Source organism: Lysobacter oryzae DSM 21044 (genome assembly GCF_059568595.1).
On the sequence record NZ_JCANTQ010000008.1, the window covers coordinates 566,492 to 579,627 of the forward strand.

Here is a 13,136-nt window from a genome sequence, read left to right on the forward strand (position 1 = left end):
CATGCGTGCAACGAACGAGCTTCGGCGACGCTTGCTGCGTGCATCCCTGTACGGTTGGTCGTTGGCGCCGATGCAGGCCTGGTGCGCGCTTGCCACCGCGACGCCAGCCACTGGCGTTAGTGTGCGCGCCACCGGCGCCCGCGGCGATGGCATCCACGACGACACCGTCGCATTCCAGGACGCCATAGATCGGGCGGCAACGACCGCGGGCGTCGTGACCGTGCCGCCGGGCCGCTACCTGATCGATCCGGTTCGCAGCATCCGATTGCGCAGCAATATCACGCTGCGAATGGCCAGCGGAGCCGTCCTCATGGCCAAGCCCAACGCCGCGCCGCGCGGATATGTACTGCTGGTGGAAGGCGTCAGCGATGTGCGGATCACCGGCGGCGAGATCATCGGCGAACGCGATGCTCACCTGGGGAGCGCCGGCGAATGGGGGCACGGCATCATGATCCGGGGCGCATCGCGCGTGACCGTCAGCAACCTGCGCGTATCACGTTGCTGGGGCGATGGCATTTCCATCGGCGGCCTGGCCAGGGTCGGTGCGGAAGGGCGGCCATCCACCGACATTCTCATCGCCAATGTCGTCAGCCGTGGCAATCGCAGGCAGGGGTTGACGATCGGCCGGTCGCGCCGCGTGCGCGTGGTGGATTCCGAGTTCAGCGACACCCATGGAACCAAGCCGGAATACGGCATCGACATCGAACCGGACCGCCCCGGTCGCGCCGACGACATCGCCATCGAGCGTTGCGTCCTGCGCGGAAACAGGGGCGGCGGGATACAGGTCTATCACCGGGCCGCCAACGTGAAGATCCGCGGCTGCACGATCGACGGCAACGGCTTTGGCATCTACACCGTGCAGGCCGAGAACGGCCTGGTTGCGGAGAACCTCATCCGGCGCAACCGCCATGCGGGCGTCGCGCTGCGTGGCAGGACCAACGGTTTCCGCGTGGAAGCAAACCGGTTCTCAGCCAACAACAGCAGCATTCGCGTCTCCGCCGCGGTGGGCCGCTCCGCACGCGCGCACGTGCAACTCGCGCCGGACTCACCGGGAAATGTCGTATCCGCGAACCAGTACGACTGATTGCAGGGTGCTAGTCGTGTGGTCCGGCCGGGGCAGGGGAGAGCATGCGATCCAGCGACTGCTGCAGTTGCTCGATGGTGTAGGGCTTGGCGATCAGCTGTTCTGCCTGGAATTCCGGGCCGATACGCACCGCGTCGCTGGCCGAGGCGAATACGAATGGCGTCTGCAACTCGCGCAGGCGGGCTGCCAGCGGAAACACCTCCTGACCCTCGATGTTGATGTCGAGGATCGCGGCGTCGAACGCCTGGCTTTCCACGATCGCCAGCGCGTCATCCAGCGACGTGGCATGCACGACGCGGTGCCCGGCATCGAGCAGAAGATCCTCCAGCATCATGGCGAGAAGCTTTTCGTCTTCGACGATAAGCACGGTGTTGCCGGGCAGGTTGTTGCCATGCACGCGATTTCCAGCGACCGCTGGGCCCATGTGGCGCTCCCTCAAGCTTCCAGCTCGGGATTCTGCGGCTGACGATGTCGTTGCTGCGTCGTTGCGCGCATTTCGGGCTGAATGCCGCTGATACGGAAGCGCTTGGTTTCGGGGGCACGCGGTCGGACTAAGGCTTGCGGACTTCCCCGGGAAAGGTCTTTGCCAGCCACGCCGTATGGGCGATCGAACTGACGTCCTCCCATGCCGGATCGTTGTCGAGCTTGAACTGCCGCCATCGTGCCGCGAGGATCTGGCTGAGATCGTTCCACGAACTGCTGGAAAATTCCCTGTGCGCCTGTTCGCCCAGGTGTTCCAGATAGGCGCGTTGGGCCGGTGTGATGGGATGCATGGCGGTTTCCCTCCGTACGAACGCCCGATCCTACTGCGCCATCGTTGCCACGGCTTTAGGGAAAAACGCCCAGGAAGATCGCGTTGGGATACACGCGGTCGATCACGCTATCGCGCAGCGTTGACAGTGTCGTTGGTAGACCGGTCTCCATTAAGAGGGAGGTCGTTATGGATTTTGGATCGGGCGAATCGCAGAGGGCCCGCATGCGCGAGTTGCTGTCCAGGCTCGACCGCGTCGCGACGGTGAGTCGCGGTCATCGGGCGGGACTCCACCTGGACGACCGCGCACTCTTCGACAAGTACCTGGCGACGTTGATCGCTTGGGAGAACCAGCTTCAGGGCCAGCTTCAGGGCTCGCAGTCGCAATCGCAGGAACCGGCCAGCGCGCCCGCAACGTCAACCCAGCACGAGCGCCGAGCGCTTTCAGTTTCGGTGCGGTCGGGATAGCGGGCCGGGCGCAGATTGGCGCCGACAGGGCTTATCGGAAGGACCGTCGGCGTCTGCGTTCCAACTGGCTCGAAGGGCTGGCTTTGCCTTGGCTGGGGCGCTGGAAAGCGGCTCGAGGTGCCGACCCGGATGCCCCTCAACTTCGCATAATGTATATTATGTAACTAGACGCGTAGCGACGCGGGCGCCAGCATGCTTTGCAGTCCGTCGCCACGCTCGGCCTCCTGCAGCCTCTGCAGCGACGCCAGCACGAAGTCATGAGCCTCAGACCCGTGAATACTCACTCGGGGCGCATCACGCGGGCGATCGGGCCGATGCGTGGGCACGCGTCGCGGCGCGACGCCTCAAGTCGAACAGGCAGCGCTCGCCCTCGGCAGTAAGTACGAGCACGCTTCCCGGAGCAACCAGTTGGCGCTGGAGCAATGCGGCGCGTACAGCAGGTCCCGGCACGAAGGTCTTGTTTTTGATCCGCTCCAGGATCAGGAGTAATCCCTGCTCCTCGAGTGTCAGAGCAGCCATCGGTCGCCTCTCGAATGTTGGCCGCAAGCGTAAAAGTCGGGAGCATCAAAAGTGGGTGAAACCCCTTCCGAAAGTTCGCGACTGCCGTCGTGGAATCGCGAACCGAACTGCCGCCGACGCCGCAAAACACCATGGCTTCATGGACGATTCATCAATTCCCCTCGATTGCGGGGCCATGCATCGCATCGCTGATTTCGCGTTGACGCTGCCGGTGATAGATCACTCCCTACAACGAGGGAGATCATCATGAAGTTGACTGAAATGCAGGCCGCACAACTTCGGGAGTTGCTTGCCCGATTGGATCGCGTGGCGACGCTGAGCCGAGGCCATCGGGCCGGCCTGCACCTCTACGACAGCTCGCTCATGGATCAGTACGAGCAGATCCTGATCACCTGGGAGGCGGAACCGTTGGGCCTGCCTGCCCGCACTGTCCCGCCGCCGCCGTACTCGCAGCGTGCGACAGACCAGCTCTGGGACGCGGAGAACGCTCCCGCCCCGGCGCTGGATGTCATGCCCAAGCGCCGGCGTCACTTCTGGGCGGCGCAGTCCTGAGAGCGACTGCGCCGAAGCCGGCGCGATGCACGACGCGCAGCGCACCAGGCAAATTCACGAACAACCGACTCCGGTGCCGGGATAGTCGCTACGAGGCACCACGCCGAGGGAAAGCAGACATGGGGGACAGCATGCAAGGCTGTGCAAGAGGCTACGTACACAGAGGTATCGGGTTCCACATCACGACGGACCAAAATCAGGGCGGACACTGGCGGGCCCATGTGCTCATTGCGGGGCTCAGGGCTCCGATCGGCAGCGAGCTGGGGCCTTTCGAGCAGGAAACGGCCGCGCGAGGCGCCGCGGTCGATTTCGCCCTGAAGGCCATCGACCACCTCATCGACCGGGATCTGAAGTACACGCGTGCCGCGCGCCGCACGGCCGACCCTTACCTGGCTGCCGCGGCGGAACTTCTGGGCTTCGATCAACGCTTCAGTTGAGGGCGGTGCCGGTTTCGAGTCGCGGTCCGCTGTAGAACTGTGGGCCGCGCACCCCGGCGGGCGCCGTCATGTAACCGCGCCGACTCCATCCGAGCCGTCGGGATGACGCGGCCGCTCGGCTCGGCCCGGACGCACCCTCTCCCCCACATCTCCCCTCCTCCGCTCGTAGCCATGCGGATTCGCGGACTGCCAATGCCAAGCGTCGCGGCACATGGCATCGACATCCAGGCGGGCGCGCCAGCCAAGCAGGCGCTCGGCCAGCGAGGTATCGGCGTAAACCTGCGCCACGTCGCCGGGACGGCGGTCGACGACCTCGTAGGGGATGCGGCGGCCCGATGCCCTTTCGAAGGCCCGCACCAGTTCCAGCACGCTGATGCCGCGGCCGGCGCCCAGGTTGACCGTAACGCTCTGCTGCTCGCGGACCACGAAGCCCAGGGCATCCACGTGCGCCTGGGCGAGGTCGGTGACATGGATGTAGTCGCGGACGCCGGTGCCGTCCGGGGTCGGGTAGTCGCCCCCAAAGATGCTCAACTTGCTGCGCCTGCCCGCCGCGACCTGGCAGATATACGGCATCAGGTTATTGGGGACGCCCGCGGGGTCCTCGCCGATCAGGCCGGAGGAATGCGCGCCCACGGGATTGAAGTAACGCAGGTTGGCGGCGTGGAACGTCGGTGAGGCACGGCAGACGTCGCCGATCAGCTGTTCCATGACCAGTTTGGTGCGGCCGTAGGGGTTGGTCGCGCCGAGTGAGGCGTGTTCGTCGACGGGCACGCGCTGCGGTTCGCCATACACGGTGGCGGACGAGCTGAATACCAGTCGATGGACCCCCGCCCCCTGCATGGCCTGGAGCAGGTTGACCGTGCCGCTGATGTTGTTGTCGAAGTACGTCAAGGGTTGCTGGCAGGATTCGCCGACGGCCTTGAGGGCGGCGAAGTGCATGACGGCGTCGAAGCGGTGGCGCGAAAACAGCCGTTTCAGCGCGCTCTTGCTGCGCAGGTCCACCCGTTCGCATTCCACCGGGGCGCCGATGATCCGTTGCAGGCGCAACAGTACGCGCGGCGAACTGTTGGCGAAGTTGTCGGCAATGACGATGCGGAAGCCCTGCTCGGCCAGCGCGACGCAGGTGTGGCTGCCGATGTAGCCGGCGCCGCCGCAGACAAGGATGGACATTGGTGCCTTGCCCGCCATGAGCGCCCGCCGTGGTTGCTTCCCGTCTCCAAGACAACGCGAAACAGCGGCGCCGCCGTCCACCCTGCCCTGCGCGGCGCGCGCGCATGCGTCCTTCACATTCAGGGCGGTTTGATGCCGTCTGTCCGCGTTGGCACGCAATTGGCGTTTCCCAGTGAGCCGATGCCGCCATCGGGCGCGCGTCTCGACCCGGAAGTCGATCCAGGGGAGGTTTGCTTGGCAATCAATGCACCGTTGGCCGCGCTCGATGAAGTGCGCATCGCCATCATCGGCCTGGGTTATGTCGGGCTGCCTCTCGCCGTGACATTCGGGAAGCGGTTTCCGACCGTCGGCTTTGACATCAATGCGTCGCGCGTGGCCGAACTCCGGAACCACCACGACCATACCCGCGAGGTGACCGGCGACGACCTGCGCGAGGCGAACCTGCTGGAGTTCAGCAGCGACGCGGCCGCGCTCGCGGGTTGCAACGTGTTCATCGTGACCGTGCCGACCCCCATCGACGAGTACAAGCGCCCGGACCTGCGACCGCTGGAGTCGGCGAGCCGCACGGTGGGCCGCGCGATCGGGCGTGGCGGCGTCGTCGTCTATGAATCCACGGTCTACCCCGGCGCCACCGAAGAAATCTGCATTCCCATCGTGGAGCGCGAATCGGGCCTTGTCTTCAACCAGGATTTCTACGCGGGCTACAGCCCCGAGCGCATCAACCCCGGCGATCCGCAGCATCGCCTGGAGACCATCAAGAAGGTCACCTCGGGCTCCACGCCCGAAGTCGCGGCGTTCGTCGACCAGCTGTACGGAAGCATCATCACGGCCGGCACCCACAAGGCGTCGAGCATCCGCGTCGCGGAAGCGGCCAAGGTCATCGAGAACATCCAGCGCGACGTCAACATCGCCCTGATCAACGAGCTCGCACTGATCTTCCACCGGCTCGAGATCGACACCCACGAGGTGCTGGAGGCAGCCGGAACCAAGTGGAACTTCCTGCCGTTCCGTCCAGGCCTGGTCGGAGGCCACTGCATCGGCGTCGACCCGTACTACCTCACGCACAAGGCACAGCAGATCGGCTACCACCCGGACATGATCCTCGCGGGCCGGCGGATCAACGACGGCATGGGCAGCCACGTCGCGCGGCGCGTGGTGAAACTGATGCGCCAGCGCAACCAGGACATGACCCAGTCGCGCGTGCTCATCCTGGGGCTGGCGTTCAAGGAGAATTGCCCCGACCTGCGCAACACCAAGGTGATCGACATCGTGCGCGAACTGCGCTGCTACAACGCGCGGGTCGATGTCCACGATCCATGGGTCAACGCCGAACATGCACGCGACGAATACGGCGTCACGATGGTTTCCGAACCCAAGGCCGGCGAGTACAACGCGGTCGTACTCGCCGTGGCCCATGGCGAATTCGTGTCGATGGGCCCGGATCGGATCCGCGCCTACGGTTCTCCGGGCGCGGTCCTCTTCGACGTCAAGCGAGCGCTGCCGCGGGCCAGCGTCGACGGCTGTCTCTGACCCATGCGCGTACTGGTAACCGGAGCGGCGGGATTCATCGGCTCGAAGCTGAGCGAAGTGCTGCTTGCACGCGGCGACGAAGTGCTCGGCTTCGACAATCTCAATGCGTACTACGACCCGGCGCTCAAGCAGGCCCGGCTGGACCGGCTGCTGCCGCACCCGAATTTCCGCTTCATGCGGGGCTCGCTCGAAGATGACGCAGCCGTGGCCGAGGCATTCGCAGCCTTCGGCCCGCAGCGAGTGGTGAACCTGGCCGCGCAGGCCGGCGTTCGCTACTCCCTGGAAAATCCCCGGTCGTACGTCGACAGCAACATCGTGGGCTTCCTCAACATCCTGGAAGCCTGCCGCCATCGCGGCATCGAGCACCTCGTCTACGCGTCGTCGAGTTCTGTATACGGCGCCAACCGGAAGCTGCCGTTTTCGGTCGACGACAACGTCGACCATCCCGTGAGCATGTACGCGGCGACGAAGAAGGCCAACGAGTTGATGGCGCACACGTACAGCCATCTGTTCGGGCTGCCGACCACCGGATTGCGCTTCTTCACCGTGTACGGCCCCTGGGGCCGGCCGGACATGGCGCTGTTCCTCTTCACCCGCAAGATCCTCGCCGGCGAGCCGATCGACATCTTCAACAACGGCCGCCACAGCCGTGACTTCACCTACATCGACGACATCGTCGAGGGCGTCGTCCGCACGCTTGACCGGGTGCCCGTTGTTGACGTGGCCGTCACGCCGTCGCCGGGCACGTCCACTGCGCCGTATCGCGTTTACAACATCGGCAACGACCAGCCGGTGGAACTGCTGCACTACATCGACGTGCTCGAGAAATGCCTTGGCCGCAAGGCTGAACGGCGGCTGATGCCGCTGCAGCCCGGCGACGTTCCGGACACCTGGGCGGACGTCGCAGCGCTGCGCCGGGACGTCGGTTACTCGCCTTCCACGCCCGTGGAAATAGGCGTGGAACGCTTCGTGGAGTGGTACCGCGGCTACCACCGGGTCTGAAGGAGTTTTTCGCTGTCAAGTTGGCCGGGCGCCCTGGCGCTCGGCGTTGTCCAAAAGGGGTCTATCGGAGAATTGCCATGCGTGTCGCAGCTGCCCTTCGGGCTTTCGGCCTGTCCCTCCTGCTTGCCGGTTGCGCCAGCACCGCGAGCCTCACTTCGGGCGCCCCGCCCGCGCCCGCTCCCGCGGACGAATACCTGATCGGTGTCGACGACTTGGTCCAGGTCTCGGTATGGCGCAATCCGGAGCTGAGCGTCACCGCCCCGGTCCGCCCCGACGGCAAGATCTCGGTGCCGCTGGTCGGTGACGTGGTCGCCGGTGGACGCACGCCGGATGCCGTCGCCAAGGACGTCCAGGACAAGCTCGGCGCGTACGTGCGCGACGCGCAGGTCACGGTCATCCTGACCGAGTTGCGCAGCCACGAGTACCTGTCGCGCGTTCGCGTCACCGGCGCGGTGCGCACGCCAGTGTCGATTCCCTATCGCCAGGGCATGACGGTGCTCGACGCGGTGCTCGCCGCTGGTGGTGTCACCGAATTCGCGGCGCCGGACCGGTCCAGCCTGCACCGCAAGAGCGGCGAAGGCGCGGGAGCCTACGAAGTGCAGCTGGGCGACATTCTCGAGAACGGCGACCTGAGCACCAACTACAAGGTCGCGCCGGGCGACGTCATCACGGTTCCGGAGCGCATCCTGTGAACAGTCCGTACAGGCAGCTGAGCCTGCCCGGGCCGGCGCCGGATCGACTGCCGACGCTGTCCCTGCTCACCGTTGCGCGGAAGGAGCTTCGCCGCTACCTGTTGCCGCTCGCCACGATCTTCGCGGCCATCGCGCTGTTCTTCCTGGCCTGGGGCTTGGTCACGCCACCGACATACCAGTCATCGGCGACGCTGCTGGTGCAGGACAACGCGCCGATCACGCCATTGCTGGAAGGACGCGCCGCGGCTCCCAACGATGCCTCGCGTGCGGTGATCTCCCGTGACGTTCTCTTCGGCCACCGCGTCATGGACGACGTGTTGCGGGCCGGCGGCTGGACCGACAAGGACCTCAGTCCGCTGCAGAAGGAAAAGGCCATCAACAGCATCATGGATCGCACCGAGGTGGAAGTGACGGAACGCACCCAGGTGCGCTCGTCCGATCCCAAGCTGAGCCTGGTCAAGATCACCTACTCCGACTCCGATCCCAAGCGTGCGTACGCGGTCACCAAGCGCTACTCCGAGGCGCTGATCGAGCAGGTGCTCGACACGCGCGCACGCGCCAGCAAGTCCGCGTACCAGTTCATCGATGCACAGGTGGACCAGTACCAGAAGGCTCTGGCGGAGGCCGATCGCAAGCTGCAGGCCTACCGCATGAGCAATCCCGATGCGGTGCCGGGAGTGGACACCGACGTCGCTGCCCGGATCGGCGAACTGCGCCGGGCGGTGGACAACGCCAGCATGGACCTGGCCGACGTGGGCGCGCAGGAACACCAGGTCATGGGCATGTTGTCGCGCGAGAGCCAGATCAGCACGATCTCCCGCTCCAGCCAGGCCAATGCGCAGCTCGCCGGCCTGCAGGCCGAGTACGACCGCCTGTTGCTGAGTTACACCGACAAGCACCCGGACGTCGTGCGCGTGCGCAACCAGATCCAGGCCATGCGGGGCCAGATGCGCAGCGGCCGCGTCACCGGTTCCGTGCTGCCGGGCGGTACGGCAACGATGAATCCGGTGTACGAGCAACTGCGGAACCAGCTGGCCGATGTGCGCCGCCAAGGCGCCGCCGCCGCGTCGCGCGTCGCGACCGCGCAGGCGCTGTTGCGCGAGGAACTCGATCGGAGCAACCGGATACTGGCATCGGGAGGCACCGTGTCGGCGCTGACCCGCGCCCATGACGTCAACAAGGAAATGTACGAAGACCTGCTCAAGCGGCGCGAGAATGCGCGTGTCTCCATGAGCCTGGACGCCGACGGCCGCAGCTTGGGATTCCAGATCCAGGAGCCCGCCTCCGTTCCGCTCCTCCCCACCGGACTGCGGCTGATGCACTTCGCGATGGCTGGGCTGGCGGTTGCCATCTTCGTGCCGCTGCTGTTGCTGTCATTGCTGGTCAAGCACGATCCGCGCGTGCGCATGCCGCTGCAGATCGAGCGCGAGGCCGGACTGCCCGTGCTGGCCACGATCCCGATGCACATGTCGCGCGATCGCTCGGAACAGCATGCGCGCCAGTTCAAGCTCGGATCGGCCCTCCTGGTTTCCGTGCCCGTGATCTATGCGGTCGTACTGATGCTGAAGATGGTGGACGTCCTATGAATGACTTCAACCAAACCACGGCGGAAGCGCTGGCGAGGATGGCTGCGTCGGAACACCGCAGCATCGTTCGGCGCAGCGAGTCGACGTCGCTGACGCCCGCGCAGCTGGCGGAGCGTTCGATCATCCCGTACCTCGATGGCGCGAACCGTCAGTTGGTCGACTCCTTCCGCGACCTGCGTACGCGCTTGCTGGCGATCTCGAACGACAACTTCATCACGCTTGTCGTCCCGGTCAGCGATGGCTGCGGGGGTAGCTTCGTGGCGCGCAACCTCGCGCTGTCGGTGACCTTCGACCAGTCGAAGACGGCCTTGCTGATCGACTGCAACCTGCGTCGTCCGACCCAGCACGTGGCGATGAAGATCGACACCGCGCGGGGCGGCTTGATCAACTACCTGGAAGACCCCGAAGCCGAGGTCGACCCGATGCTGTACAGCACCGGCATCCCGCGCCTCAAGCTGATCCCTGCCGGCCGATCGACGTATGGCGAGCTGGAGACCGAGCATTTCGCCTCGTTCCGCATGCGCCTTCTGCTCGACTCGCTGCGCGCGAGCTACTCGGATCGCTACATCTTCCTCGACAGTCCTCCCGCCCTTGGCGCTCCGGACGCGAGGATGCTCTCGGAGCTGGCCGACGTGGTGATCCTGGTCGCTGGCTACGGCCGCAATACGCCGTCCGACATCGCGATCGCGGCGGGCAACTTCGACCCGCGCAAGTTTGCCGGCGTTGTGTTCAATGAAAACGCCTGAGACGGTCGTGCATCCAGCCCCTTCCCGCCGGCTGCGCCTGGCGATCCTCCCGCTCGCGCTGGCCGCGGGTCTGGGCGCAGGTGGCGCGCAGGCAGCGCGGCTCAACTACCAGTTCGAGCTCTCGGCCCTGCACAGCGACAACATCAACCTCAGCGAGAACAACCAGGCCAAGGAGACAGTCCTGATCCCTCGCCTCGAGTTCGATTTCAGGGAGGAAGGCTCCTCGGTCGAGATCCAGGCGCGCGGCGCGATCGAGCGCCGCCACTACTCGGGCAATGAATTCGACGACGAGACGCGCAGTGAGTTCGCAGGCCAGCTCAACTGGTCGCTGTTCCCGCAGCGCCTGAACTTCGTGGTCGAGGACTACCTCAGCGAGGAGCCGATCAATTTCCGCGACGGCCGCTACCCCGGCAACCTGCAGCAGGTGAATGTGTTCCTCGCTGGACCGACGCTCTACGCGCGCTTCAGCGACACTACCCGCTTCCAGCTGGACCTGCGCGGTGCCGATACCTATGCGGAGATCTCGCCAGGCTTCGACAGCCGCCGCTACAGCGCGGCGGGCGTGCTACAGCACGACCTGACCGAGACCTCGAAGGTTTCGTTGCACCTGGCATCGACCCGGGCGGATTTCGATGACGCCACGACCGTCGACTACACCCGCAAGGACGGCTTCGTGCGCTACGAAGGCAACCTGCGCCGGGTGACCTACCAGTTGGACGCCGGCCGCTCCCGTCTGGAACGCAGCGGGGCTGCCGACGCCTCGAACCCGCTCCTGCGCGCAGACCTGCAATGGCAGATCAACGAGCAGAACCGGCTGCGCCTGCGGGCGCGCCGCCAGTTCGCCGATGAAGTACAGGACCTGATCGTCAGGCTGAGCGACCCCGACGAAGTGCTGATCCCGGACCTGGTGGCCTCGTCGGACTCGCTGGTGAGCGGCGGCGTCTACAAGCTGCGTGCCAACGAAGCGGATTACCGCCTCAACGGCGAGCGGCTCAGCCTTCGCGCGCGCGCTGTCGACCGGCGCCTGGAATACCTGGACCGGGCCGATTCCAACCGCACCGAGCGCAGTTTCAGCTATCGCGTGGCCTACCGGCTGCGCCCGCTGACGAGCGCATTCGTCAGCGGACTGATCCGGAAGCGTGATTTCCTGAGCCGTGACGAGACCGACATCGACCACGTGCTGAGTGTGGGCATCGAGCAGCAGCGGACCCGGCACTGGGGCTGGCGGGCGGAAGTCTTCCGCAACCATCGCAACTCGAACCTTGCGGACCCCGTGTACAAGGAGAACGCGGTGCAGCTGACGGCCTGGTGGAAGCGCTGAACGACGGAGCCAGGGGATGCTGGAACTACTGCTCTGGGCGGCGATCTTCCTGCTGGCGTACATCTACGCAGGCTATCCCGTGGCCGCGATCGCTTTGGCGCGCGCATGGCCGCGCCCGGTACGCAAGGCGCACATGTCGCCATCCGTGACCGCGATCATCACGGCCTACAACGAGGAAGCGCACATCGGCCAGAAGCTGCGCAACGTCCTCGCCCTCGACTACACGGGAACCCTCGACGTCATCGTCGCGTCCGATGCGTCGAGCGACGCCACCGACAGCATCGTGACGGGGTTCGGTGCCCCCAATGTGCGCCTGCTGCGGGTGGAAGGCCGGCTCGGGAAGACCGCATGCCAGAACGCGGCGGCCGCGATCGCAACCGGCGATGTCCTGCTGTTCACCGACGCGACCACCGACATCGCGCCGGGGGCGCTGCAGGCAATCGCGGACAATTTCCACGACCCCTCCGTGGGTTGCGTGGCCGGCCGCCTGTCATACGTGGCGGCGCGGGAGGAAGCAACCGGGCACGGCGGCAAGTCGTACTGGAACTACGAAATCATGCTTCGCATGGCGGAGAGCGCGCTCGGCTCGCTGATCGGCGTTTCCGGCTGCCTGTACGCCGTGCGCCGGAGCGCCTATCGCGCGATTGCGCCGGAACTGATCAGCGACTTCGTTACCGCCATGGTGGTGCGCGAACAGGGGCTGCGCACCGTGCTCGAACCGGACGCCACCTGTTACGAGCAGACCCTCGATCGCCCCGATCATGAGCTGTCCATGCGCGTCCGCGTCGGGCTGCGAAGCCTGGCCGCGCTCGCCAGCCAGCGCCGGTTCCTGGGGCCGCGGTACGGCCTGTTCGCCTGGCAATTGTGGTCGCACAAACTCCTGCGCTATCTGTCCCCGTTGTTCTGGATGGTGGCCCTGCTCGCGAATGCCGCCCTCGCCATGCAGGGCCGCTACCTGTGGCTGCTGGCGATGCAGCTCGCGGTGCTGCTGGCAGGAATGCTCGGTTTCACGCCGCTGCGCGCGCTGGCAGGATCGCGCCTGCTTGCCCAGCCGTATTACTTCCTGCTCACCAATCTCGCCTCTGCGGTGAGTCTCTTCAGGTTCGTACGCGGCGAACGCGTCGTGACATGGACGCCGCGGCGCTGAGCAACGCATGGCCGTCACGATTCGCCTGCTGCGTTCTCTTAAGGCCAGATACGGATCAGAACCAATGCCACCAGGCGCGGATGTGTTGTTTCCCGACGTGAATGGCGCGCCCGCACCGGCGTCGCGGGGCG

General features: G+C 65.7%; 15 protein-coding genes. 11 read left to right on the forward strand and 4 right to left on the reverse strand.

Going from position 1 to position 13,136, the window contains the following annotated elements:
* The first annotated feature begins 1 nt into the window (after position 1).
* The gene (locus tag BP05_RS02850; protein ID WP_496360227.1) at positions 2–1,084 is read left to right on the forward strand and encodes a right-handed parallel beta-helix repeat-containing protein; all 1,083 of its coding nucleotides are present in this window, start codon (positions 2–4) and stop codon (positions 1,082–1,084) included.
* Positions 1,085–1,094: 10 nt separating this feature from the next.
* Here BP05_RS02850 and BP05_RS02855 read toward each other — a convergent pair whose 3' ends face one another.
* Positions 1,095–1,508 carry a response regulator gene (locus BP05_RS02855; RefSeq protein WP_496360229.1) on the reverse strand — a complete coding sequence of 138 codons (414 nt, stop codon included), beginning with the start codon at positions 1,506–1,508 and terminating at the stop codon, positions 1,095–1,097.
* A gap of 127 nt (positions 1,509–1,635) precedes the next feature.
* The gene (locus tag BP05_RS02860) at positions 1,636–1,857 is read right to left on the reverse strand and encodes a hypothetical protein (RefSeq protein ID WP_496360231.1); all 222 of its coding nucleotides are present in this window, start codon (positions 1,855–1,857) and stop codon (positions 1,636–1,638) included.
* A 203-nt stretch (positions 1,858–2,060) separates the two neighbouring features.
* Here BP05_RS02860 and BP05_RS02865 point away from each other — a divergent pair, with 203 nt between their 5' ends.
* Complete coding sequence (locus BP05_RS02865) at positions 2,061–2,303, forward strand: hypothetical protein (RefSeq protein WP_496360233.1); 243 nt, start codon at positions 2,061–2,063, stop codon at positions 2,301–2,303.
* A 294-nt stretch (positions 2,304–2,597) separates the two neighbouring features.
* Here BP05_RS02865 and BP05_RS02870 read toward each other — a convergent pair whose 3' ends face one another.
* Complete coding sequence (locus BP05_RS02870) at positions 2,598–2,822, reverse strand: hypothetical protein (RefSeq protein ID WP_496360235.1); 225 nt, start codon at positions 2,820–2,822, stop codon at positions 2,598–2,600.
* A 246-nt stretch (positions 2,823–3,068) separates the two neighbouring features.
* On the opposite strand from BP05_RS02870, the gene BP05_RS02875 reads away from it, so the two are divergent.
* On the forward strand, positions 3,069–3,374 hold the full coding sequence (locus BP05_RS02875) for a hypothetical protein (protein ID WP_496360237.1): 306 nt from the start codon (positions 3,069–3,071) through the stop codon (positions 3,372–3,374).
* 119 nt (positions 3,375–3,493) lie between these two features.
* Positions 3,494–3,811, forward strand: coding sequence for a hypothetical protein (locus BP05_RS02880; RefSeq protein ID WP_496360239.1), 318 nt, complete (start codon positions 3,494–3,496; stop codon positions 3,809–3,811).
* 66 nt (positions 3,812–3,877) lie between these two features.
* On the opposite strand, the gene galE is transcribed toward BP05_RS02880, so the two are convergent.
* Positions 3,878–4,981 (reverse strand): UDP-glucose 4-epimerase GalE, encoded by a 1,104-nt coding sequence (galE, locus tag BP05_RS02885; RefSeq protein WP_496360625.1) that lies wholly within the window; start codon positions 4,979–4,981, stop codon positions 3,878–3,880.
* A 252-nt stretch (positions 4,982–5,233) separates the two neighbouring features.
* Here galE and tviB point away from each other — a divergent pair, with 252 nt between their 5' ends.
* The 7 genes from tviB to BP05_RS02920 all read left to right on the forward strand — a co-directional run bounded on the left by tviB (position 5,234) and on the right by BP05_RS02920 (position 13,005).
* Positions 5,234–6,511, forward strand: a complete 1,278-nt coding sequence (tviB, locus tag BP05_RS02890; RefSeq protein ID WP_496360627.1) for a Vi polysaccharide biosynthesis UDP-N-acetylglucosamine C-6 dehydrogenase TviB — start codon at positions 5,234–5,236, stop codon at positions 6,509–6,511.
* Between the two features lie 3 nt (positions 6,512–6,514).
* Positions 6,515–7,513 (forward strand): NAD-dependent epimerase, encoded by a 999-nt coding sequence (locus BP05_RS02895; protein WP_496360241.1) that lies wholly within the window; start codon positions 6,515–6,517, stop codon positions 7,511–7,513.
* A 77-nt stretch (positions 7,514–7,590) separates the two neighbouring features.
* Positions 7,591–8,205 carry an XrtA/PEP-CTERM system exopolysaccharide export protein gene (locus BP05_RS02900; protein ID WP_496360243.1) on the forward strand — a complete coding sequence of 205 codons (615 nt, stop codon included), beginning with the start codon at positions 7,591–7,593 and terminating at the stop codon, positions 8,203–8,205.
* On the forward strand, positions 8,202–9,791 hold the full coding sequence (locus BP05_RS02905; RefSeq protein ID WP_496360245.1) for an XrtA system polysaccharide chain length determinant: 1,590 nt from the start codon (positions 8,202–8,204) through the stop codon (positions 9,789–9,791). Before BP05_RS02900 ends, BP05_RS02905 begins: the two co-directional genes overlap by 4 nt.
* Entirely contained in the window at positions 9,788–10,537 is a 750-nt protein-coding gene (locus BP05_RS02910) for a P-loop NTPase family protein (RefSeq protein ID WP_496360246.1), read from the forward strand. Before BP05_RS02905 ends, BP05_RS02910 begins: the two co-directional genes overlap by 4 nt.
* A 7-nt stretch (positions 10,538–10,544) precedes the next feature.
* Positions 10,545–11,858, forward strand: coding sequence for a porin family protein (locus BP05_RS02915; RefSeq protein WP_496360248.1), 1,314 nt, complete (start codon positions 10,545–10,547; stop codon positions 11,856–11,858).
* A 16-nt stretch (positions 11,859–11,874) separates the two neighbouring features.
* The gene (locus tag BP05_RS02920) at positions 11,875–13,005 is read left to right on the forward strand and encodes a glycosyltransferase family 2 protein (protein WP_496360250.1); all 1,131 of its coding nucleotides are present in this window, start codon (positions 11,875–11,877) and stop codon (positions 13,003–13,005) included.
* The last annotated feature ends 131 nt before the right edge of the window (positions 13,006–13,136 follow it).